This is a genomic window from Achromobacter sp. (genome assembly GCF_057314935.1).
The window spans coordinates 1-22,586 of sequence record NZ_DBHKZA010000076.1 but is presented as its reverse complement, the minus strand read 5'-3'; the positions used below and the strand labels follow the sequence as shown (position 1 = coordinate 22,586).

The 22,586-nt window shown below is 67.2% G+C and carries 22 protein-coding genes; 12 read left to right on the top strand and 10 right to left on the bottom strand.

The features are described from left to right. Positions 1–7: 7 nt before the first annotated feature. Positions 8–1,699, bottom strand: a complete 1,692-nt coding sequence (locus ACO6D5_RS23640; RefSeq protein ID WP_485826722.1) for an MFS transporter — start codon at positions 1,697–1,699, stop codon at positions 8–10. 771 nt (positions 1,700–2,470) lie between these two features. Between ACO6D5_RS23640 and ACO6D5_RS23635 the strand changes: the two genes are divergently transcribed. Further along, on the top strand, positions 2,471–2,902 hold the full coding sequence (locus tag ACO6D5_RS23635; protein ID WP_315528655.1) for a DUF2809 domain-containing protein: 432 nt from the start codon (positions 2,471–2,473) through the stop codon (positions 2,900–2,902). Positions 2,903–2,951: 49 nt separating this feature from the next. On the opposite strand, the gene ACO6D5_RS23630 is transcribed toward ACO6D5_RS23635, so the two are convergent. After that, on the bottom strand, positions 2,952–3,164 hold the full coding sequence (locus tag ACO6D5_RS23630; RefSeq protein WP_315528656.1) for a hypothetical protein: 213 nt from the start codon (positions 3,162–3,164) through the stop codon (positions 2,952–2,954). A gap of 249 nt (positions 3,165–3,413) precedes the next feature. On the opposite strand from ACO6D5_RS23630, the gene ACO6D5_RS23625 reads away from it, so the two are divergent. The 4 genes from ACO6D5_RS23625 to ACO6D5_RS23610 all read left to right on the top strand — a co-directional run bounded on the left by ACO6D5_RS23625 (position 3,414) and on the right by ACO6D5_RS23610 (position 5,194). Then, the gene (locus tag ACO6D5_RS23625) at positions 3,414–4,145 is read left to right on the top strand and encodes an iron-containing redox enzyme family protein (protein ID WP_006226804.1); all 732 of its coding nucleotides are present in this window, start codon (positions 3,414–3,416) and stop codon (positions 4,143–4,145) included. A 71-nt stretch (positions 4,146–4,216) separates the two neighbouring features. Then, the gene (locus ACO6D5_RS23620) at positions 4,217–4,516 is read left to right on the top strand and encodes a 2Fe-2S iron-sulfur cluster-binding protein (RefSeq protein ID WP_315528657.1); all 300 of its coding nucleotides are present in this window, start codon (positions 4,217–4,219) and stop codon (positions 4,514–4,516) included. Positions 4,517–4,520: 4 nt separating this feature from the next. Further along, on the top strand, positions 4,521–4,847 hold the full coding sequence (locus ACO6D5_RS23615) for a ferredoxin (RefSeq protein ID WP_485826721.1): 327 nt from the start codon (positions 4,521–4,523) through the stop codon (positions 4,845–4,847). Then, entirely contained in the window at positions 4,844–5,194 is a 351-nt protein-coding gene (locus ACO6D5_RS23610; RefSeq protein ID WP_006226807.1) for a 2Fe-2S iron-sulfur cluster-binding protein, read from the top strand. The genes ACO6D5_RS23615 and ACO6D5_RS23610 overlap by 4 nt, the downstream gene beginning before the upstream one ends. Positions 5,195–5,229: 35 nt before the next feature. On the opposite strand, the gene ACO6D5_RS23605 is transcribed toward ACO6D5_RS23610, so the two are convergent. Together ACO6D5_RS23605 and ACO6D5_RS23600 are read right to left on the bottom strand one after the other, a co-directional pair. Next, positions 5,230–5,943: a GntR family transcriptional regulator gene (locus ACO6D5_RS23605; protein WP_315528659.1), complete on the bottom strand. Its 714-nt coding sequence runs from the start codon at positions 5,941–5,943 to the stop codon at positions 5,230–5,232. A 79-nt stretch (positions 5,944–6,022) separates the two neighbouring features. Beyond that, positions 6,023–6,766 carry a sulfite exporter TauE/SafE family protein gene (locus tag ACO6D5_RS23600; protein WP_485826720.1) on the bottom strand — a complete coding sequence of 248 codons (744 nt, stop codon included), beginning with the start codon at positions 6,764–6,766 and terminating at the stop codon, positions 6,023–6,025. Positions 6,767–6,993: 227 nt separating this feature from the next. Between ACO6D5_RS23600 and ACO6D5_RS23595 the strand changes: the two genes are divergently transcribed. The 4 genes from ACO6D5_RS23595 (at position 6,994) to ACO6D5_RS23580 (ending at position 11,686) form a co-directional block, all read left to right on the top strand. After that, the gene (locus tag ACO6D5_RS23595) at positions 6,994–8,526 is read left to right on the top strand and encodes a hypothetical protein (RefSeq protein WP_315528661.1); all 1,533 of its coding nucleotides are present in this window, start codon (positions 6,994–6,996) and stop codon (positions 8,524–8,526) included. A 194-nt stretch (positions 8,527–8,720) separates the two neighbouring features. Next, positions 8,721–10,154 carry an aldehyde dehydrogenase family protein gene (locus ACO6D5_RS23590; protein WP_485826728.1) on the top strand — a complete coding sequence of 478 codons (1,434 nt, stop codon included), beginning with the start codon at positions 8,721–8,723 and terminating at the stop codon, positions 10,152–10,154. 29 nt (positions 10,155–10,183) lie between these two features. Then, the gene (locus ACO6D5_RS23585) at positions 10,184–10,663 is read left to right on the top strand and encodes a GlcG/HbpS family heme-binding protein (RefSeq protein WP_105559548.1); all 480 of its coding nucleotides are present in this window, start codon (positions 10,184–10,186) and stop codon (positions 10,661–10,663) included. 12 nt (positions 10,664–10,675) lie between these two features. After that, the gene (locus tag ACO6D5_RS23580) at positions 10,676–11,686 is read left to right on the top strand and encodes a 2Fe-2S iron-sulfur cluster-binding protein (protein WP_485826719.1); all 1,011 of its coding nucleotides are present in this window, start codon (positions 10,676–10,678) and stop codon (positions 11,684–11,686) included. A gap of 37 nt (positions 11,687–11,723) precedes the next feature. Here the strand turns inward: ACO6D5_RS23580 and ACO6D5_RS23575 are convergent, their stop codons facing one another. From ACO6D5_RS23575 to ACO6D5_RS23550, 6 genes are all read right to left on the bottom strand, one after another. After that, positions 11,724–12,161: a universal stress protein gene (locus ACO6D5_RS23575; protein ID WP_315528666.1), complete on the bottom strand. Its 438-nt coding sequence runs from the start codon at positions 12,159–12,161 to the stop codon at positions 11,724–11,726. 116 nt (positions 12,162–12,277) lie between these two features. Beyond that, positions 12,278–13,984 (bottom strand): ABC transporter ATP-binding protein, encoded by a 1,707-nt coding sequence (locus ACO6D5_RS23570; RefSeq protein ID WP_485826718.1) that lies wholly within the window; start codon positions 13,982–13,984, stop codon positions 12,278–12,280. A 6-nt stretch (positions 13,985–13,990) separates the two neighbouring features. Next, positions 13,991–14,863, bottom strand: coding sequence for an ABC transporter permease (locus ACO6D5_RS23565; protein WP_485826717.1), 873 nt, complete (start codon positions 14,861–14,863; stop codon positions 13,991–13,993). Further along, positions 14,860–15,831 (bottom strand): ABC transporter permease subunit, encoded by a 972-nt coding sequence (locus tag ACO6D5_RS23560; RefSeq protein WP_315528671.1) that lies wholly within the window; start codon positions 15,829–15,831, stop codon positions 14,860–14,862. Before ACO6D5_RS23560 ends, ACO6D5_RS23565 begins: the two co-directional genes overlap by 4 nt. A gap of 19 nt (positions 15,832–15,850) precedes the next feature. Further along, the gene (locus tag ACO6D5_RS23555) at positions 15,851–17,539 is read right to left on the bottom strand and encodes an ABC transporter substrate-binding protein (RefSeq protein ID WP_485826716.1); all 1,689 of its coding nucleotides are present in this window, start codon (positions 17,537–17,539) and stop codon (positions 15,851–15,853) included. Positions 17,540–17,579: 40 nt separating this feature from the next. Then, positions 17,580–18,416: a hypothetical protein gene (locus ACO6D5_RS23550; RefSeq protein WP_485826715.1), complete on the bottom strand. Its 837-nt coding sequence runs from the start codon at positions 18,414–18,416 to the stop codon at positions 17,580–17,582. A 222-nt stretch (positions 18,417–18,638) separates the two neighbouring features. Between ACO6D5_RS23550 and ACO6D5_RS23545 the strand changes: the two genes are divergently transcribed. From ACO6D5_RS23545 to ACO6D5_RS23535, 3 genes are read left to right on the top strand one after another with little or no spacing between them, the layout of a single operon-like run. Beyond that, complete coding sequence (locus ACO6D5_RS23545; protein ID WP_485826714.1) at positions 18,639–19,880, top strand: SfnB family sulfur acquisition oxidoreductase; 1,242 nt, start codon at positions 18,639–18,641, stop codon at positions 19,878–19,880. A gap of 3 nt (positions 19,881–19,883) precedes the next feature. After that, positions 19,884–21,101, top strand: coding sequence for an SfnB family sulfur acquisition oxidoreductase (locus ACO6D5_RS23540; protein WP_485826713.1), 1,218 nt, complete (start codon positions 19,884–19,886; stop codon positions 21,099–21,101). A 20-nt stretch (positions 21,102–21,121) separates the two neighbouring features. Then, complete coding sequence (locus tag ACO6D5_RS23535) at positions 21,122–22,492, top strand: LLM class flavin-dependent oxidoreductase (protein WP_485826712.1); 1,371 nt, start codon at positions 21,122–21,124, stop codon at positions 22,490–22,492. Positions 22,493–22,586 lie beyond the last annotated feature (94 nt).

Genomic DNA, 22,586 nt, shown 5'->3' with positions numbered 1-22,586 from the left:
TCGCGGGTCACAGGGATTCGGGGTCTCGGCGCAGGGAGAAGCCTTGCGCTTCGTTCATGGCCAGGTAGCTGACGTTGCGCGATACCACCGGCGGCTTGTCGCCGCTGTGCAGGGCGCGCACTTCGTCCAGCACCATCTTGTCGGCCAGCGTCATGCGGTCGATCATGCGCAGGTACTGCATCCAGCTTTCCACCAGGAACACTTCGCGCCACACGCCTTCGCGTTCCAGGTCGCGGAACAGCTGCCATTGCTGCGCGCCGTTGCGCAGGCGCAGCAGCCGCAGCGGATGCGCGGCGCTGATCAGCGCCGACAGCTTGTCGCGTTCGATCAGGTATTCCACGGCCACCAGCACCGAGCCGTGCTGGGTGTTGAAACCGGCGGCTGCCATGGCGGGTTCGGTGCTGTCCACGCGCGCCAGCGATTGGGTGTCCACGTGTTCGGGCAGGCGCGACCGGTACAAGAGCGCGACCGTGATGCCCAGCATGATGCCGGCGGTGCTGAGCGCGCCGGACACGCCCATGGTGCCGGCGAAATGGCCCCACATGAACGAGCCCGCGGCCAGGCCGCCGAAGATGGCGGTCTGGTACAGCGCCAGCGCGCGCGCCTTGACCCAGTCGGGCACCAGCATCTGGACGGTGGTGTTGTAGGTGGCCAGCACGCCGATCCAGCAGCTGCCCGACAGCAGCAGCGCCGGAAACGCGACCCACAGGGTACTGGTCAGGCCCAGCGCCAGCAGGCAGGCGGCCAGCAGCGCGGCGGCCACGGTGACCAGCCCGCCCGCGCCCAGGGCGGCCTGCACGCGGCGCACGAAGGCGCTGCCCAGGATCGCGCCGACGCCCAGCGCGCCCAGCATGTAGCCGTACAGCAGGGCGCTGCCTTCCTCCTGGTCGTGGGCCAGCAACGGCAGCAGCGCCCACAAGGCGCTGGCCGACAGCCCGAAGGCGAACGAGCGCAGCATGACGACGCGCGTCACGGTGGAATGCTGGGTGTAGCGCAACGCGGCGACGACGCCTTCGAACAGGCCTTCGGGGGGCAGGCGGCGCTCGGGCAGGTCGCGCTGCCAGCGCCAGATCGCCCAGATCAGGCCGCCGTAGCAGAAGCAGTTCAGCAGGAAGACCCAGGGCGCGCCCATGGCGCCCAGCAGCAGGCCGCCGATGGCGGGGCCGACGGCGCGCGCGACGTTGTAGTTGACGCTGTTGAGCAGGACGGCGCTGCCGACGTGGGCGCGCGGGACCTGTTCGCCGACGGCGGCCTGCCAGGCGGGCGTGACGATGGCGCTGCCGATGGCGATGCAGAAGACGGAGGCGATCAGCGTGATGGGGTGCAGCAGGCCGGCGAACGCCAGGATGGTGATGAAGACGCCGCCGGTCAGTTCCAGCAGCATGCCGGTCAGCATGACTTTGCGCCGGTCGTAGTTGTCGGCAAGCACCCCGGTCAGGATGGACAGCGCCACCAGCGGGAAGGCGGCGGCCACCTGGATCATGGCGACCATCAGGGGGCTGCTCTGTTCGGTGGTGATGATCCAGGCGGCGGCGACGGATTGCGCCCAGGTGCCCAGGTTGGCGAACAGGTTGGCGATCCAGATGATGCGGAACGCGGGAAAGGCTAAGGGGGAAAGCGTGCTGACGGTAAGGGGGGCGGCGGGCGCAGCGGGGGCGCCGGGCGGGAGGTCGGCCGAGGGGGAGACGGGGGTGAGCATACGGAGGGCTCTGGGGCGTCTTTTTTTGGGGCGCCTGGGGGGCGTTTGGGGTGGGGTAATGGTACGCCTGAATGAGGGCGGGTTGTGTTGCGGGGAGTGTCTGTATGGGGCCGGGTTTGTTTGATGATTTGGAGCTGGATATGTTTGACGATTGCGGTTCTTGGGCCGCCCGGCGTGGCGGGGGCACGGAGTGCGCGGGTCAACGATTGCGGTCCGGAGCCTTCGCTCCGGACTGCCCCTGCGTCATCCTCGTTGCCGCCTGCGGCGGCTGCCTTCGGATTCCCTTGGGCGCATCGACTCCCCGCGCACCCCGTGCCCCGCCACGCCGGGCTGCGGCGTAGAAGATTCCGGCATCGCTGGGGCGGGTGGGGTGCTTGGCGTGTTGTTGACGCGCAGGGGGGTGGGGGAGGGGTGTGCAGGGACGCCAAAAGCGGCCGCGCGGGCGGCCTTTTTTGGCATATGGATGTGCTTGGCTTGGGGGGTGGTCGCTTGCGCGCGTGGGTGGGGGCGCGTCCGGGGGCGGTGGATAAGGGTGTGGGTAAGTCGGTGGATTGGGGGTGGATAGCCGGTGGATAGGCGGTGGATAAGATGGGATAACTTTTGGGGCGGCTTGGCCGCATAACCTTTGGTGACGCTTGTGTCGGAGGGAGGCTCGGGTTTTCCCGCGGATATCTAGTACCCTGCTTCGTTGCCCGATCATGCTGATGCCTTGGGCTGCGACGGGGGCGCCTGAAGGCGCGTCCGCCCTTTCACTTTTTGCTGTTTGTAGCCATGACCCTGACGTTCAATGGGCGCGCGTTTGCCGCCCTGCTTGCCGTGACCGCGCTGTTGGCGCTGATTGCCCTGTATGGCGCGCCCTATCCGTTCTTGCGCGGATTCGTGGGGGATGTGGTGGCGGTCGGCTGGGTGTACCTGGTGTACCGGACTTTCATCCGCGCGAGCGTCGGGGTGCTGGCGGTGGCGGCGCTGTTGACAGGGTATGCGGTGGAGTTCGGCCAGTATCTGGCGCGGCTGTACGGATGGCAGATCGAGCAGCCGGTGCTGCGCGTGGTGCTGGGCAGCGTGCCGGACTGGTGGGATGTGGTGGCGTACACCGTGGGGTTCGCGGTGGTGCTGGTGCTGGCGTTGGCCAATGAGCACCGTGCGCGCAACGCCGCGTTGCGCGATGCCCGTGCGCGGGCGAGTCTGCGCGCCCGCCGTTAAGCGGCGGGGTGGCTTGGCCGGGGCGTGCGCCCCGGCGTCTTCCGAAAGATCAGGCTTGGCAGACCGGTTCGTCGTCGTTGCGACGGACTGCGGGGGCGCTTGCGCGCAGCGGTTGCAGGCGGGCGTTGCGGAAGGGGGCGAACAGTTCGGCCCAGGACGACGGCAACAGGGGCGTGGCGTGGCGCACCGAATCGCGGCGGGCGTAATGCGTCAGCAGTTGCTGGCCGATCGGGGCGTCTCCCAGGGGATGGCGGGTAGTCATGGTATTTCCGTATTGCATTGAAAGTGTATTCATTGTACTAGCGAGCGCCCGCCTCGTCCACCCTGCCCCTTGCTCCCCTTGCGCCAGGTCAAGTGCTTGATCTGAAAGGATCTGATCCCTTTTGCATCAATCCAGGACCCGATTCTCCGGGATTGCCCTAGCAGTTGAAAATGGTAGACGGTATACAATGTTCTTCATGGCCGGGCTAGCCAGCTCGGAATCCCCCTCCCTACTGGACTGGAGTGCGTCATGGCAGAACTGATGAACCGAGATGAATTCCGTACCGCGTTGGAAAACGCGATCAAGGGCAAAAGCGCCAACGCTTCGCCGTTTTCCATCGCCTGGGCCGAAGGCAAGCTCAGCCGCGAGCACCTGTCGCGGTGGGCCGAGAACCACTATCACTACGTGGGTCCGTTCGCCGACTACCTCGGCTACCTGTACGCCCGCACGCCGGATACCTATACCGAGGCCAAGGACTTCCTGCTGGCCAACATGTATGAAGAGGAAATTGGCGGCGATCGCCATACCGATCTGCTGATCCGCTTTGCCGAAGCCTGCGGCACCACCCGCGAACGGGTCACCAATCCCGACAACATGTCGCCCACCACGCGCGCGCTGCAAAGCTGGTGCTACGCCGTCGCCATGCGCGAGGACCCCATCGTGGCGGTGGCGGGGCTGGTCGTCGGCCTGGAATCGCAGGTGCCGTCCATCTACCGCAAGCAGACGCCGACGCTGCGCGAGAAGTATGGCTTTACCGATGAAGAGGTCGAATTCTTCGACCTGCATATCGTGTCAGACGAAATCCACGGTGAACGCGGCTATCAGATCGTGCTGGAGCACGCCAACACCGTCGAGCTGCAGCAGCGCTGCCTGAAGATTTGCGAGATCGGCGCACAGATGCGGCTGCTGTACACCACGGCGCTCTACACCGACTACGTGCAGCACGAGATCAAGCTGCCCGAACTCGGCCTGGCCGCCTGACCCCTGCCCGGCTTTTCCGGCCGTGCCCCATGGCGGGCGCGGCCGGCCCGCAGCTTCTGGATGACAGACCCATGCCTACCGTTGTATTCCATAAAGGCGGCCAGACCTACACCGACGTGGTGAAGGACAACACCAATCTGGTGGTGCGGGCCGGCATCAAGCAGTTTCCGTATCCGCACCTGCGCTACGAGTGCGGCATGGGCAAGTGCGCCAAGTGCGCGTGTCGCGTGCTGGCTGGCGCCGAGCATTTGCCGCCGGTGAACTGGAAAGAGAAAAAGCAGCTGGGCGACCGTATCGACCAGGGCTACCGGCTGGCCTGCCAGCTATGGTTGAGCAGCGACGTCGAACTGCTTCAGGACATGGAGGCATAGCGGCATGGACTCCGTATACGTCATCCTGACGACCAAGCCCGGCGTGTTCCGCACCGAAGTGGGCGAGGACGTGGACATCATCGAAACCTACGACTACGTGTTCTACGGACGCGCGCTGGCCGTGTTTCGCATCGCCCGGCTGCGGGGCGACACGCGGCTGGTGGTGACGGAAGAGACGCCGCCCTATGTGGTGAACCGCGTGCCGTCCAAGTTCCTGGAGAAGTTCGCGTCGGTCGATGCGGCCCGCAAGGAGCTGGCCCACCTCACGCGCTTCGGCAGCATGGAATCCACGTTGACGCTGCGGGCCGATGCCGCAGTGGCGGAGCATTGAACGACATGGTCCAGATCACTTTCATCTCGAACGGCGGCAAGGTGGCGACCGCGCCCGAGAACAGCAATCTGCTGCGCGTATCACTGAAGGAAAAGGGCGGCATCCCGTTCAAATGCGGGGGCGGCCTGTGCGGCACCTGCAAATGCCGCATCGAGGAAGGGCTTGAAAACACCGACGCGGTCAAGCCGAAAGAGCGCAAGCACCTGCGTCCTGAAGACTTCGAGGCCGGCTACCGCATGGCGTGCCAGACGTTCGTGAACGGCGACGTGAAAGTCTCGTGGGTGGTGCAGAACGGCAAGGGCGTGGTGGTGGGCGCGGCCTCCGACCCGGTCGAAGCCGCGGGCTGAGCGGGCGGGCGGCGATGCCGCCCGGGCTTGCCGCGTCAGTCCGCCGACGCGTGCTGCTGGGCGTCGGTATAGGCCTTGGCCGCGTTGTGCACGTGCTGGCTGGCCAGCAGTGCGGCCAGGTCGCCGTTGCCGGCGATGACGGCGTTCAGGATTTGCGAATGCTCGTCCCAGTTCGCCTTGGCGCGGTGCATGTTGCTGGGCGCGAACAGCAGCGCCGTGCGGTCGCGCAGCGAACGCATCAGATCGGTCAGCACCACGTTGCCGCCGATGGTGGCCAGCATTTCGTGGAACTGCGAATTCAACGCCAGGAACTTGTCCAGCTGTTCGCTGCGCGCGGCTTCCGTGCCTTCGCGCAGGAAGGCCTGCAGCCGTTCGACGGTTTTCGCGTCGCGCCGTTGCGCCGCCAGCTTGGCGTTCAGCCCTTCCAGCGTGGCGCGCACTTCCACCATGTCGTAGGCCACCGCGTCGGACAGCACCGACACGGAAGCGCCGCGGCGCGGCTCGATGGTAACGAGCCCCTCGGCCGCCAGCGCGCGCAGCGCCTCGCGCACCGGAATGCGCGACACCCCCATTTCTTCGGACAGCCGGCCTTCGACCAGGCGGTCGCCCGGCGTGAACTCGCCGCTGAGGATGCGTTCGCGCAGCTTGTCGCGGATGACGGCGAACAACTGCGGATGCTGCTCGCCGATCTTCAGCGGAGCGGAAGACGGCGTCTCTACGGCTTGCGGGCTGACAGGCGAAGTGGTCATGGCGAGCAGGTATGGATTAATGGATACAGTCTCCATTGTATTACCGGGTGTAGCCGCGTGCCGTTGCGAAGGCGCCGCATCAGGCGCCCCAGAAGGCCTTGACCAGCACCCCTACCGCGCCCAGCGCGCACACCGCCAGCAACACGCTGCGCACGGCATGCGGCGGCAACAAGGTGCGCAGCCGGTTGGAGACCGCGAAACCGGCCAGCAGGAACGGCGCCAGGCTCAGCGCCAGCCCGGCGTGGTAACCCGTATACCGTTTGGCCAGCGCCAGCATGGCCAGCGAGAAGATCGATCCCAGGAACAGCACCACGCCCAGGGTGGCGCGCAGCCGCGGTGGCGCGGTGTGCTGCAGCACGATGGCGATCGGCGGCGCGCCGACGGACGTCATTGTGCCCATGATGCCGGAGGCCACGCCGGCGCCCGACACGCGCCCGGGAGTGGCGGTAAAGCGCAGGCCCGCCACGCTGAGCGCGACGGCGGCCAGGATCAGGCAGGCGAACAGCACGCCCAGCGCCTGCGGCGCAAAGCGCGCCATGGCGTAGATGGCGATCAGCGTGCCCACCACGCGTCCCGCCAGCGCGTACGACACGGCAGACCAGTCGATGAAGGCGCGCTCGCGCAGCGCGGTCAACAGCGAGATGAATCCGCCCAGCGTCAGCAGCGGTCCGGGCGCCAGCTGGGGGAAGAACATGGCCGCCACGGGGGCGGCGAACATCGCGAAGCCGATGCCTCCCACCCCTTGCGCCAGCGCGGCGCCGAACACCACCAGCGCCATGGCGGCGTAATGCCAGAGATCCGGAAAAGGCAGGGCGGGCAGCATGGCGGTATGTAGCCTTGTATGTATACGATAGTCAATCTGTGACAACCGATTGTTTTTCGGAAATCGAAAATACCTAGGGTAAACCCGTGATTTTTCGCCGTTATTCATGGGTTTTTCAGAATTATCGGTTTCCCTAGGCGGTGCATATTTCGATTGGTATGGCTCACAACGAAATATAGTATACCGATTGTGGCGACCTAACAGCCACGTCACAAGGGGAATCGCGCATGCAATCCGACGTCGTGCTCAACGCTGCTCATTGGATGTACCTGCTCAGCGTGGCCGCCATCATCCTGACGATGATCTTGCGGGCCAACGTGGTGGTGCCATCGGTGATCGGCACCTTCCTCGTGGTGCTGGCCATCACGGGCAACCCGATCAGCGCGCTGATCGGCATCTTTTCGGCCAGCTTCGTGGCTGCCAAGGAGCTGTTCAACATCTTCCTGGTCATCACCTTCATGACCGCCCTGCTCAACGCCTTGAAAACGTTGCAGGCCGACGTGCGCATGGTGCAGCCGTTCCGGCGGGTGATGCGTGGCGGGCATTCCTCGTTCGTGATCATCGCCCTCTGTACCTATGTCATTTCGCTGTTCTTCTGGCCCACGCCGGCCGTGCCGCTGGTGTCCGCCATCCTGCTGCCCGCGGCCATCGCCGCCGGGCTGCCGCCGCTGGCCGGCGCCATGGCCATCGCGATCGCCGGCCAGGGCATGGCGCTGTCGTCGGACTATGTGATCGGCGTGGCGCCCAGCATCAGCGCCAAGGCGGCGGGGGCGGCGGTCAGCGCGGCCGTGGTGGCCGACCGCGCGCTGGTGCTGTCGCTGATCACCGGCGCCGTGGCGCTGGTGGTGGCATACCTGCTGATCCGCAAGCACATCGTGCCCGCCAGCCCCGCGTTGCTGGATGCCTGGCAGGCCCGCGCCCAGGACGGCAGCCTGGCGCGCATCGAACAATCAGGCTCGTTCGACAAGGCGGAACTGGCGCGCGGCACCATGGGCGCGGATCCGGCGCTGCCCCAAGGCCCCGTGCTGGACGAAGAAGCGCGCCGCCGCGTGCGCTGGTCCAAGACTTTTGCGGTGGTGACGCCCCTGGCGTTCCTGGCCGTGATCGCCGTGATGGTGGTGCCGCGCCTGTTCCCGTCGGTGCCCGCCCTGCGCGGCGGCGATGCGGCGGCGCTGGTCGGCGGCGTGGCCTTCGTGGTGATGATGCTGGTGACCCTGGCCGCCGAAGGCCCGCGCAAGATGCTGGACGTGTGCCCCGAGCACGTGACGGACGGCTTCGTCTTCGCCTTCAAGGCCATGGGCTCGGTGTTGCCGATCGCCGGCTTCTTCTTCGTGGGCGCCAACGAAACCGCTGCGCAGATCCTGGGCGTGCCCCAGGCGCAGGCGCCCGGCCTGCTGTTTGAAGTGATCTCCGCCGGCCAGCACCTGATTCCCGAAAACCATTTCCTGGTGGCCTTCGGCGTGCTTCTGGTGGGCATGATCACCGGCATCGACGGCTCGGGCTTTGCCGGCCTGCCGCTGACCGGCACCCTCTCCGGCGCCCTGGGTCCGGTGGTGGGCGTGGACCCGGCGACCTTGGCCGCCGTGGGACAGATGGGCGCGGTCTGGACCGGGGGCGGCACCCTGATTGCGTGGTCGTCGCTGATCGCGGTGGCGGGGTTCGCGCGGGTGAACGTGCTGTCGCTGGTGCGCGCGCTGTTGCTGCCCGTGCTGCTGGCGCTCTTCGTTTCCACGATCTGCGCCGTCTTGATCTGGAGCTGATCCCCCATCGTCCCGACCTGCCGAAGGGGCCCTGCGGGGCCCCTTTCCACGCGGAAAGCCTGGGGTTTCCACGTATCGCCATAAAGTGATTAAAGTATACAATGTTCAGAAGCTATCTAAGACGACCGATTTCCGGCCACTCCCGTACAGGTAAAGGAAGCGCTCCCGTGGACGATCTCTCGCAACAGGCATTCATGAACCATATCGGCGGCGCCTGGGTGCCCAGCGCCACCGGCCGGACTGCCCCCAACCTCAATCCCGCGGACACGTCCGACGTCGTGGGGCTATTCCCGGTGTCGGACGCCGAAGACGCCCGTCGCGCGGTGGAGGCGGCCGATGCCGCGTTTGCCGCCTGGCGCGACACGCCGATCTCCAAGCGGGCCGCCATCCTGTTCCGCGCCGCCCAATACCTGGAAGACCACGCCGACGCCTTCGCGCGCGAGCTGACCCGGGAAGAGGGCAAGGGCCTGAACCTGGCCAAAGACGAAGTGCTGCGCTCGGCCCAGACGATCCGCTTCTATGCGGTGGAAGGGCAGAGCTTTACCGGCGAAACCTTCGTCAACGACGATCCGGACATGGTCGTCTACAGCCAGCGCGAGCCCCTGGGCGTGGTCACCGTGATCTCGCCGTGGAACTTCCCCATCTCGATCCCCGCCCGCAAGATCGCGCCCGCGCTGATCACCGGCAACACCGTGGTGTTCAAGCCGTCGTCCGACGCGCCGCTGTCAGGCTACCGGCTGACCGAGGCGTTCGTGCAAGCCGGCCTGCCCGCCGGCGTGCTGAACCTGGTGGTCGGCCCCGCCGCGGCTGTCGGCCCCGCCATCACCACCGCCCGCGCGGTGCGCGCGATCTCCTTTACCGGATCGACGGCGGCAGGCGAACAGATCCACCGAGGCGCCGGCTTGACCACCCGCACGCAAATGGAGCTGGGCGGCAAGAATCCGCTGATCGTGCTGGCGGACGCCGACCTGGACCGCGCCGTGGACCTGGCTGTAAAGGGCGGCTTTTCGCTCAGCGGCCAGGCCTGCACGGGCACCAGCCGTGTGCTGGTGGACGCGAAGGTGCGCCAGGCGTTCACCGACAAGCTGGTGGCGCGGGTCAAGACGCTTACCCTCGGCAACGGGCTGGACGGCAACTTCGACCTGGGCCCGCTGGCCACGCGCAAGCAGCTGGACAACGTGTTGAGCTACGTGGCGGTGGGCAAGGAAGAGGCCACGCACCTGTGCGGCGGCGACATCCTGACCGGCCCGGGTTTCGACCGCGGCTACTACGTCACGCCCGCGCTCTTTACCGACGTGACGCAGCAGATGCGCATCGCGCGCGAAGAGATCTTCGGCCCGGTCATCGCACTGATCGAGGTCGATGGCTATGACGATGCCATCGCCAAGGCCAACGACACCGAATACGGCTTGTCTGCCGCCATCGCCACGACGGACGCGCGCTACGCGCACCGCTTCGCCCGCGACATCCAGGCGGGCACGGTAAAGATCAACCGCACGACAACCGGCAACCTGATCAACGCGCCCTTCGGGGGGCTCAAGCACTCCAGCACGTCCACGTTCCGCGAATCGGGCCGCGTGGGCCTGGAGTTCTACACGCAGATCAAGACCGTCTACCGCGCCGGCTAAGGGCGCGGACAACCGAAGAGGCTATCCCTATGAAACAGATCTATCGCCTGGAACTGGAAGAAGCGCGCGTCATGGTGCGGGCGGCCATCGCCAAGTCGGAAGCGATCGGCGTGCTGGAATCCATCTGCATCGTGGACGACGGCGGCTACCCCATCGCCCTGGAACGCATGGATGGCGCGCGCATCACCGGCCCGCAGATCGCCTGGAACAAGGCGTTCACGGCAGCGGGGCACAAGCGCTCGACCCATCTGTTCAACACGCCGCCCAATGGCCCGGCGCTGCCCGGCAACGAAGCCTTCGGCATCCAGTGGAGCTTCGACGGCAAGTTCGCCGTGTTCGTCGGCGGCTTCCCCATCGTGGTCAACGATGAGGTGATCGGCGGTATCGGATTGAGCGGCGGCAACGGCGAACAGGACACGCAGGCAGGCGTGGCCGCGCTGGCGGCATTGGCCGAACTGCTGGAGCCGCGCGGCATGAAAGTGCTGGTGCAGGCCGACATCAAGAAATAAGCGAGGCCGGCCATGGCATACCGCGTGCACATCCTGGAAACCGGCGCCGCCTTCGAGGTGGACGCCGGCGAATCGGTGCTGGAGGCCGCCGGGCGCGCAGACGTCAAGCTGCCGCACGAATGCACCTTCGGCGGCTGCGGCACCTGCCGCATCAAGCTCGCCTCAGGCACCGTGCGCTATGAGGAATTCCCCATGGCGCTGACGCCGGAAGAGGCGGCCGAAGGCTACGCGCTGGCCTGCCAGGCCCGCCCGGAAAGCGACCTGTGCATCAGCGTGGCCAGCAGCCGGCAGGTGTTTCCGGAACCGCGGCGCCTGTCGGCGACCGTGCAGCGCATCGAAGCGTTTACCGAAGACATCGTCCATCTGACGCTGGCGCTGCCGGATGCCGGATTGGATTTCGTGCCGGGCCAGTACATGAACGTGCTGCTGCCCGATGGCGAGACGCGCAGCTTTTCCATGGCGTCGGCATCGGCCGGCCAGCAGGTCGATTTTCATGTGCGGCGCATTCCGGGCGGCCGCTATACCGACCATTGGCTGGGTCAGGCGCAAGCCGGCGCGGCGCTCACCATCGAAGCGCCGCTGGGCGTGTTCAGCTATCACGAAGAAGACTGGCGCCCGCTCATCATGATGGCCACCGGCACCGGCATCGCGCCGATCAAGGCGATCCTGGAATCCCTGCTCGACAAAGAGGATTGCCCGCCCGTCAGCCTGTATTGGGGCATGCGCACCGAGGATGACCTGTATCTGAAAGACGAGATCGCCGGTTGGGCCGGGCGGCTGTACGAATTCAATTTCGTGCCGGTGCTGTCGCGCGCCGGTGCGGGCTGGCAGGGCCGGCGCGGCCACGTGCAGGACGCCGTCCTGGAAGACCATGACGACGTGTCCGAACACGCCATCTACCTGTGCGGCGCGCCCGCCATGATCCAGCAGGCCAAGCACCTGCTGGCCGGGCGTGGCGCCAGCCTGGACCATATGTACGCCGACAGCTTCACCTTCCAGCACGCGCTGGCCGCCGCGGGCTGACGCGGCGGCGCCTCCCGGCCCGGCCGCGCATCAGGCCCTAGCGGAACACCAGCACGGGCAGGCGGGTCTTGGCCAGCACGCGTTGCGTCTCGCTGCCCAGCAGGAACCCCGTCATGCCGTGGCGCCCGTGCGAGCCCATGATGATCAGGTCGCACCCCTGGCTTTTCGCGGTCTCGACAATCGCCTCGTGCGGATGGTCGTTGACCACCACGACGATGTTGCACGGCACCAGCGCATGGCGGGCTTCCATTTCCAGCCCGTCCAGATAGCCTTGCGCGTTCTTTCGCGCCTGGTCGGTGTGATGCGTCTGCGTAGTGCCCAGCATCTCGGCCTGATAGACCAGCAGGTGGTCCTCCGGGATGGCGCGGATGAGGGTGATGGTGGCGCCCATTTCCTTGGCGAAAACGAGTGCGCGCTTGAAAGCCGATTCGGACAGCAGGGAGCCATCCACGGCGATGAGCAAGTGCCTGTACATGTTGCCTCTCCTTTAGGAAAAGGAATGTCGAGCAACGGCGAACTCAGTATAGGCTTGCCGTTGCGCGCAATCCAGTCCCGCATAAGGAGGAGGCGGCCCCGCCCGGGCAGGCTGGCTCAGGCGCTGCGGCGCAGCGCGTCGCCACCTGGGGAAAGCCCTTGGGGCAGCGCGTCGATCAGGCTGCGCGTATAGGGGTGGCGCGCGTTGCGCCACAAGGTCGCGTTGAGGCCTTCTTCCACGATCCGGCCCGCATTCATCACCAGCACCCGGTCGGCCAGATAATGGACCACTGACAGGTCGTGCGAGATGAACAGGTACGACAAGCGGAATTCGGCCTTCAGGTCCACCAGCAGGTTCAGGATCTGCGCCTGCACCGACACGTCCAGCGCCGATACCGGTTCGTCGCAGATCACCAGCGCCGGGCGCAGCACCAGCGCGCGGGCGATGCCGATGCGTTGGCGCTGCCCGCCCGAGAATTCGCTGGGATAGCGCGCCAGCGCCTCGCGCGGCAGGCCCACCGCGTCCAGGATCCGGGCGATGCGCTGGCGGCGTTCCTCGCGATCCTTCACCCGGTGGATGCGCAAGGCGGCCTCCAGGATGTCGTTGACCGTATGGCGCGGGTTCAGCGACGCATAGGGATCCTGGAAGATCATCTGCACGCTTTGCCGGTAGGCCGCCAGGCGGCTGCCGTCCAGCCGGGCGGTGTCTTCGCCGCGCAGCAGGATCCGGCCGGACGCCGGGGCCAGCAAGCGCACCAGCGTGCGGGACAGGGTGGATTTCCCGCAACCGGATTCGCCGACCAGCCCCAGGGTTTCGCCGGGGGCGATCTGGAACGACACGCCGTCCACCGCGGTGCTGGCGCCATGGGCCGTCTGGTACTGCACGCGCAGGTCCTCGACTTGCAGCAAGGGCGTCGTGCCGATGGAAACGGGGTCGTTGGCGGCAACCGGCACGCGGTCGGGGGTGACAAGGCCGAACACCGGGCGTCCCGAGGCGGGGTCGAGCCGGGTGCGGATTTCAGGCAGCCGCAACGTGCTGTAGTGGGTCGCGTCGTCCAGGCGCAGCGACGCCCCGAGCAGGCCGCGGGTATAGGGGTGGCGCGGCTGGGCGAGGAGCGTCGCCGCGGGCCCTTCCTCGACCTTCTCGCCGCGCACCATCACGGCGACGCGGTCCGCCCATTGCCCGACCACGGACAGGTCATGCGTGATCAGCAGCAGGCCCATGTTCAATTGCGACCGCAGGTCGTCCAGCAGTTGCAGGATCTGCGCCTGGACGGTGACGTCCAGCGCGGTGGTCGGTTCGTCGGCCACCAGCAGCGCGGGCTGGCAGGCGATGGCGGCGGCGATCATGGCGCGCTGGCGCTGGCCGCCCGACAGCAGGTGCGGATAGTCATCCACGCGGCGCTGCGGCTCGGGCACGCGCACCAGATCCAGCAGTTCGATGGCGCGCGCCCGGGCGGCGCGGGCGCTGGCGCCGCGATGCAGGCGCAGCGCTTCGCCGATCTGGTCGCCCAGGGTCAGCACCGGATTCAGGCTCGTCATCGGCTCCTGGAAGATCATGGCGATGCGGTCGCCGCGTAGCGCGCAGCGCTGGCGTTCCGACAGCGCCAGCAGGTCCTGGCCTTCGAACAGGATGCGGCCCGTCACGCGCGCATGCCGCGGCAGCAGGCCCAGCAGGGCGAGCGCGGTGGTGGACTTGCCGCAGCCGGACTCGCCGACGAGCGCCAGCGTCTCGCCGCCGCGCAGTTGCAGGTCCAGCCCGTGCACGGCCTGATGGCCGGGGAAGGCCACGTTCAGCCCTTGGATGTCGATCAGCGTAGTCATGGTCGCCTAGCGTGCAGCGGCGGGCGCGGCGGCCACGCGCTGCCGGCGCAGTTTGGGATTGAGCGCGTCGTTGATGGCGTCGCTAAGCAGGTTCAGGGCCAGGACGGTGGCCATGATGGTCAGGCCGGGCAGGGCGGTCATGTACCAGGCGGTGCGCAACGCTTCGCGCCCCGCGCCCACCATGCTGCCCCAGCTGACCACGTTGGGGTCGCCCAGCCCCAGGAAAGACAGGCCGGCCTCCGACAGGATGGCCTGGGCGACCAGCACGGCGGTGGTCACGATGATGGGGGGCAGGGCGTTGGGCAGGATCTCGCGGAAAATGATGCGGGCGTGTCCTGCGCCCAGCGTCTGCGCGGCCCGGACGAATTCGCGTTCGCGCAGGGAAATGAATTCGCCGCGGGTCAGGCGCGCGATGCCGGTCCATGACGTGACGCCCAGCGCGAAGATGATGGTCGACAGCGACGGGCCCAGGATCGCCACCAGCACGATGGCCAGCAGGAAGGACGGCACGGTCTGGAACAGTTCGGTGATGCGCATCAGCACAGCATCGGTGCGCGGGCCTGCATAACCGGCGAACGCGCCCACCAACAGGCCGATGGCCAGCGCGATGGCGGCCGACGCGCCGCCCACCAGCAGGGACACGCGGGCGCCGTGGAACAGCCCGGCCAGGATGTCGCGGCCCATCAGGTCGGTGCCGGCGGGAAAGCTCGCGTCTTCGCCGGGCCAGGTGAAGGGCGCGCCCACCATTTCCAGCGGGTCGTCCGGGAACAGCCATGGCGCGCTGGCGGCGGCGGCCAGCACGATCAGCAGGATGGCGGCGCCGACGGCGGCCGAGGGCGTGCGCAGCAGATGGAGCGCGGCGCGGGCAATCGGTTTCATGTCTTCCTCACGCGGGGGTCCAGCAGCCCGTAGCAGGCATCCACGGCGATATTCATCAAGGCAACCAGCGCCGCGCTCATCAGCAGGATGCCCAGCAGCAGGTTGACGTCGCGGCTGGCGATGGCCTCGAACGACAGCTGGCCCAGGCCCGGCCAGGCGAACACGGTTTCCACCACGATGCTGCCGCCGAGCAGCGCGCTGCTTTGCAGGCCCAGCATGGTGATGACGGGCAGGATCGCGTTCTTCAGCGCATGACGCCAGATCACGCGCGCTTCGCCGTTGCCGCGCGCGCGGGCGGTGCGGATGTAGTCTTCCTGCAGCGTCTCGATCATCGATGCGCGCGACAGCCGCGCATAGATGGCCACGTAGTAGATCGCCACCGTCGCCACCGGCAGCGCCAGGTGACGCGCGTAGTCGGCCCACAGCGCCCAGCCCTGGTAGGCCGCGCCCACGTCGCGGATCCCGCCGACCGGCAGCCAGTTCAGGTGCACGCCGAACCCGACGATCAGCATCAGCGCCGTCCAGAACATCGGCGCCGAATAGCCGGCCGTGGCCAGCGCCGACAGCAGGGTGTCCAGCAAACCGTGCGGCCGGCGAGCGGCCAGCACGCCCAGCAGGACGCCCACCGCCACCGACAGCGCCAGACCGGTGCCGATCAGCGCCAGCGTGGCCGGCAGCCGCCCGAAGATCAGGTCGGCCACGGGTTCGCCATAACGGAAGGAATACCCCAGGTCCAGCGACAGCAGGCTCTTCAGGTAGTAGCCCAGCTGCGCCAGCACGCTCTGGTCCAGCCCGTAGGCCACCCGCAGCTGCGCCACGTGTTCGGGCGTGATGCCGCTGTTCTCCGAGGCGATCACGTCGACCAGGTCGCCGGGCACCAGCTTGAGCAGGAAGAAGTTGGCGATGGCGGTCGCACCCACGACGAACAGGATTTGTAGCAGATAGCGGATGGGGCGGGGCAGGCGCATGGCAGGTTCCCGGCGGCCGTCAGGCCTTGCCCAGCCAGACGTTGGCGAAGTTGTTGCGCGAATGCGAGGACGCGTCGGTCACGTTGCGCACCTGCTTGTCCCAGACCCCGAACCAGCGGAATTCGAACAAGCCGATCAGTGGCAGGTCGCGCTGCGCCAGGCGCTGCACCTCGTTGTACTGGTCGATGCGCTTCTTCGGATCCGTCTCGACCTGCGCGGCCTCGATGGCGCGGTCCATGTCGGGGTTGCTGTAGCCGGACGCGTTGTACCAGGGCGTGCCCTTGGCCTCTGCTTTGCTCCAGTAGCGCGTTTCCACGCCCAGCTGCGGATCGATCAGCACCGTGCCCCACGAGCTGATGAGCTGGAAGTTGTAGTCGGTGAAGACATTGCGCGTCCAGGTAGCCAGGTCCAGCCCGCGCAAGGTCACGTCGATGCCGATCTTGCGCAGCGCCTGGCGCACGAACTCGCCGGTGCGGCGGTAGTCGTCGCCAAACGGGATGTAGTCGTGCGTCAAGGCAAAGCGCCAGCCGTCGGCCTTGCGCGGGTAGCCGGCTTCGTCCAGCAGCTTCTCTGCCAGCGCGGGGTCGTAGGGGTACTGCTGCACATTGGGGTTGTGATAGGGCTTTACCAACGAGGGAACCGGGCTCACGAAGGGTTCGGCATAGCCGTTCCACACCGTCTTCACCAGCACTTGCTTGTTGACGGCGTGCGCGATGGCCTGGCGGACTTTCAAGTTCGACAGGATGGGATCGCGCAGGTTGGCTTCCAGCCAGAGCCACGCCGCAAAGCCGTTGTAGCCGGAGGTGTCCACCGCCAGCTTGGGCAGCTTGGACAGCCGCGTGGCGTCGGTGAAGGCGACCGGGTTGCGCTCGCCGTAGGCGACGCCTCCCGTCTCCAGCGCGGTGGCGCGGCCCGATACGTCGGGAATGATCTTCCAGACGATGCGGTCCAGGTAGGGGCGTTCAGGCTGCCAGTACTTGTCGTTTTTCTCCAGCACGATGTAGTTGCCCCGGTTCCATTCCTTGAAGACGAAGGGGCCGGTGCCGATCGGCTTGTTGTTGTAGGGGTTGTTCTGGATATCCGTGCCCTCGAACAGGTGGCGCGGCAGGATGGGGGCGCCCAGCGAATCGATGGCGTTCAGCGCCACGGGCGTGGGCTGAGACAGGTGCAGCACGACGGTATGGTCGTCCGGCGTTTCCACCTTCTGCAGATATTGGAACACCCGGCGCGCGCTCGGCGCATGCTTGCGCCACACCTCTTCGGCGGACCATTTCACGTCGGCTGCGGTGAACGGCTTGCCGTCATGCCACAACACGCCCTGGCGCAGTTTGAAGGTGATGGTCTTGCCGTCGTCGGACACGTTCCAGCTTTCGGCCAGGACGGGGCGAGGCTTCAGGTCGGGCCCGTACTCGACTAGCCCGTCGAAGATCTTGCTGACGACCGCGCCCGTGGGCGTGGACGAATTCAGATAGAAGGCCAGCGTCGGCGGCTCCGGGTGCACCACCGCGTTGAGCACGCCGCCGCGGACCGCGCCGTCCACCGTGTTCGGCAGGCTCTGGGTGTCGGCATAGGCCGGGGCGAAGATCACGTTCGGAAAAAGCGCGCTTGCACCCATCAAGGCGCCGGCGCTCATCAACCAGCGACGCAGGGGATTGGCGGGCTCGTCGTCGTGGCCGGGCGCGCCGGCGGGGGGCAATTGCTGCGTCATGAAGGTTTCCTTCTTGCTTTGGGAAGTGCGGCCGGCTGTTTCAGGCGGCCAGGCTGGTCAGGGCGGGAAGATCGTCGGGGTCGCGGCGCAGCAGCGTGGCCAGCAGTTCGCGGCGCCAGGCGTCGTACAGCGCGATATGGCCGCGCGTGTCCAGGCCGGTGGCGCGCTGGTTCAGTTGCCAGGAATCGCGCAGATAGGGGCCAAGCCGGCGTTGGACGTCTTCGTCCGCCTGGATCAGGCCGGCCACCCAGTCTTCACGTTGCGCCGGTTCCGCGCGTTCCAGCCTGTTCAGCCACCATTGCGTGATGCGGATGCGGTGCGCCTCCTCGTCCGGAAGGATGCGGTTTTCGCCGAATTCACGATGGCCGAAGTCCAGCACCCGCGCGGTCCGCCGGTTCACGAACAGGCGCGCCAGGATGTAGTGCTCGTAATGGAACTGCCAGGCCAGGAAGTTCTGCCAGTTGCGCAGCGCAAAGCCGCCGATCAGGTCCCAGGATTCCTGCACGCCTTGTTCGACTTGCGCGAGCGGGTCTGTGCCCAGCAGCGCCGCGGCGCGCCCGCGCGAGAATTCCGCGTGGGCGGCGTCGTCGCCAAGCTGGCGCGCCAGCGCGAACTGGAATTCGGTGTCGTCCTTGAACAGGCCGGCAATCGCGTGGGCGGCGACTTGCGTGATGAAAAGGTCATGCACCGTATTCCACACGGCATACTCGGCGGCGTTGCGGCGTTCGTTGGCGTCTGCGAGATCGCGCGGCGGATCGACGCGCGCGGCCGGGATGTGCGGCGCGACGGCAACGCGGATGTCGTCGAACAACCTTGTTTCCAACGCGCCGTCGTAATCCAGCGTCAGGGGCGGTCGGGGGAAATCCAGTTCAGGCATGGCGAGTGGCAGACGCGGAAAAGCCTCGACTCTAAGCAAGCGCGAACGCCGTCCGCAAACATTCTTTGGTGATTTCGTTATATGCGCGGCAGGGCTGCTAACAAAGGGCAGCCGGGGTGCATCCGGCATATACCGATTTCACATAACCGCATGAGAATTCCGTCCTTCCGCGTGCGGCGCGGCACCGATAGGCTGCATGTTTTCCCAATGCCGGGGCGCAACATGCCGCACGCTTCAAGCACCACCTCAATTCAGGACGGGGACGAGGCGCCGCGCCTGGTCCCTGCCGTCCGCATCCGGGATGATGCCCATGCGATCGAGGCCGCCCACGCGTTGGCGGCCGACTTTGCGCTGGGCGCGGCCCAGCGCGACCGGGAACGCGGATTGCCCTGGCGCGAGATCGAACGTTATTCGGCCAGCGGGCTGGGCGGCATCACGGTGCCGCGCGAATTCGGCGGCGCGGACGTCTCGCATGTGACGCTGGCCGACGTGTTCCGCATCATCAGTGCGGCGGACCCGTCGCTGGGCCAGATCCCGCAGAACCATTTCGGCTTCCTGAACCTGCTTCGCCTGACCGGCACGCCTGCGCAGCAGCGCCACTACTACGAAGGCGTGCTGGCGGGGCGCCGGCTGGGCAATGCCGGCCCCGAGCGCCACACCCGCCATACCCGCGACATCGAGGCGAGGCTCGTGCCGGACGGCGACGGCTATCGCGTCAGCGGGCGCAAGTTCTATTCGACGGGCGCGTTGTTCGCGCACTGGATACCGACCAAGGTGCTGGATACCGAAGGCAGGCTGGTCACGGTGGTCCTGGAACGCGGGGTGCCGGGCGTGTCCGTCGTGGACGATTGGTCCAGCTTCGGCCAGCGCACCACGGCCAGCGGCACCGTGCTGCTGGACAACGTGCGGGTCGAGGCCGGCAGCATCCTGCCCGCGTGGCTGGCGCAGCAAGCGCCGGTTCTGCTGGGGCCGTTCGCGCAGCTGATGCAGGCCGCGATCGACGCCGGCATCGCCGAGGGCGCATTGCAGGACGCGGTGGCCTTCCTGCGCGAGCGCTCGCGCCCCTGGGTCGAGGCCAACGTGGAGCGGGCCACGCAGGATCCCTACGTGATCGCGGATGTCGGGCAGTTGTATATCGATCTGCACGCCGCGCAGGCGCTGTTGACCGAGGCCGCGCAGGTGCTGGACGACGCCCGCGGTCGCACGCTGGACGCCGACGGCGTCGCCGCCGCCTCGATCGCGGTGGCGCGCGCCAAGGCGGTGTCCACCGAGGTTGCGCTGGCGGCCAGCGAGAAGCTGTTCGAACTATCGGGCGCGCGCGCATCGCTGGCCGAATTCAGCCTGGACCGCCATTGGCGCAATGCCCGCGTGCACACGCTGCACGATCCCGTGCGCTGGAAGTACCACGCCGTGGGCAACTACGTACTCAACGGCCAGCGCCCCAACCGACATTCCTGGATCTGAGCCATGCCCACCGACAACATCTCGTCCCTGGCGCAGCGCCGCGCCGCCATCATCGACACCGACGCCCAGGCGCTGGAAGCCGCGCGCGCCCTGGCCGAGGACTTCGCGCGCGAAGCGTCCAAGCGCGATCGCGAACGCCGGCTGCCCTTGCCGGAGCTGGAGCGCTATTCGCTGTCCGGCCTGTGGGGCATCACGGTGCCGCGCGAGCATGGCGGCGCCGGCGTGTCGCGCGTGACGCTGGCGGAAGTCACGGCCATCATCTCGGCAGCCGACGGTTCGCTGGGCCAGATTCCGCAGAACCACTACTACGCGCTGGAAGTGCTGCGCGTGAACGGCAACGCGGACCAGCAGCGCCGCTTCTATGCCCGCGCGCTCGCCGGCGAGCGCTTCGGCAACGCATTGGCCGAGACGGGCACGCGCACGGCCGCCGAACGCCGCACACGCCTCACCGCCGACGCCGAGGGCGGATGGCGCATCAATGGCAGCAAGTTCTATTGCACGGGTGCGCTGTATGCCCAATGGATCCCCACGGCCACGGTGGACGACGACGGCATCCAGCGCCTGGCCATCGTGCGCCGCGACAGTCCCGGCGTTGAGATCATCGACGACTGGTCGGGCTTCGGCCAGCGCGTCACCGGCAGCGGCACCGTGCATTTCAAGGATGTCGCGGTGCCGGCTGAAGACGTCCTGCTGTTGGCCGACCCTGCCGCGCCGCCCAACACGATCAAACCGCTTGCGCAGATCATCCATGCGGCGATCGACCTGGGCATCGGCCAGGCTGCGCTGGCGGACGCCGTGGCCTTTGTGCGTGACCGTTCGCGCCCGTGGATCGACGCCAACGTCGAGCGCGCGGCGGACGATCCGCTGACGATCAGCGAGTTCGGCCGCCTGTCCGTCCGCCTGGACGCGGCGCGCGCCCTGGTCGCGCGGGCGGGCCGTCTGCTGGACACGGCCACCGCCGACGGCACGCCCGCCCACGTGGCGGCAGCCGCCATCGCCGTGGCGGAAGCCCGCGCGCTGACCACCGAGGCCTCGCTTGCCGCCGGCACCAAGCTGTTCGAACTGGCCGGCACGCAATCCACGCTGGACCACCTGAACCTGGACCGCCACTGGCGCAATGCGCGCACGCACACGCTGCACGACCCGGTGCGCTGGAAGCGGCACGCCGTGGGCAATTACTACCTGAACGACATCGCGCCCGGCCGCGTGGGCACTACCTGATCCTGACGGAACCGCACATCATGGCGAAGAAGCAAATCCTCCTGAACGCGTTCAACATGAATTGCGTGGGGCACATCAACCACGGCTTGTGGACCCATCCGCGCGACACGTCGACGCAGTACAAGACGCTGGAGTACTGGACCGACCTGGCCAAGCTGCTGGAACGCGGCCTGTTCGATGGCCTGTTCCTGGCCGACATCGTGGGCGTGTACGACGTCTACCAGGACTCGGCTGACCTGACGCTGCGCGAATCGATCCAATTGCCCGTGAACGATCCGCTGCTGACGATTTCGGCCATGGCGGCCGCGACCCGGCACCTGGGCTTCGGCGTTACGGTCAACCTGACCTACGAGGCCCCGTATCTGCTGGCGCGGCGCTTTTCCACGCTGGACCATCTGACCCATGGCCGCGTCGGCTGGAACATCGTGACCGGCTACCTGGAAAGCGCGGCGCGCGCGATGGGGCTGTCGGAACAGATCGCGCACGACGAACGCTACGATCGCGCCGACGAGTTCCTGGAGGTGGCCTACAAGCTGTGGGAAGAAAGCTGGGACCGCGATGCGGTCAAGGCCGACAAGCGGGCGCGCGTGTATGCGGACCCCGCAGCCGTTCGCCGGGTGGACCACCAGGGCAAGTACTACAAGGTGCAGGGTTTCCACCTGTCGGAACCATCGCCGCAGCGCACGCCGGTGCTGTACCAGGCCGGCTCGTCAGGCCGCGGCCAGGCCTTCGCGGCGCGCCACGCGGAATGCGTGTTCGTGTCCAGCCAGACCAAAGAGGGCTTGCGCAAGCTGGTGGCCGAGGTGCGCGAGTCCGTCGCCCGCGAGGGCCGAAATCCGCGCGACATCAAATTCTTCATGGGCGTGACGGCGGTGGTGGGAAGGACGCAAGCCGAGGCGCGCGAGAAGCACGCGGAGTACTTGCGCTACGCGAACCCGGAAGCCGGGCTTGCGCACTACGCGAGTTCGACAGGCATCGATTTTTCGCGCTATGGCGCCCAGGAGCCGATCCGGTACGTGAAGAACAACGCGATCGAGTCGGCGGTGAAGAACCTGACGGTGACGCGGACGGACCGCACCGTGACGGACTTGCTGGCGGACATGGCGCTGGGCGGCAGATACTCGGCCCTGGTGGGCAGCGCCGCGCAAGTGGCCGACGAGCTGGAGTCGTGGGTGGCCGAAACGGATATCGACGGCTTCAATCTGGCAAGGACGGTGACGCCGGAATGCTATGGCGACTTCATTGACCTGGTGATTCCGGAGTTGCAGAGCCGGGGGTCTTATAAGACGGCCTACGCCGAAGGCCCGCTACGAGAGAAGCTGTTTGGGGCGGGGAGGGCGGAATTGCCGGTGGAGCATGTAGGCAGGAGGGGGGTGCTTAGTGCGTTGTAGGCGTGGCTGAGGTTTTTTTTGGGGGTTGCGTTGGGGTGGCTTCGTAGGACGCCCATCGTCGGGGTTGGGCTGATGGCGCGCGCCCACGATTGCG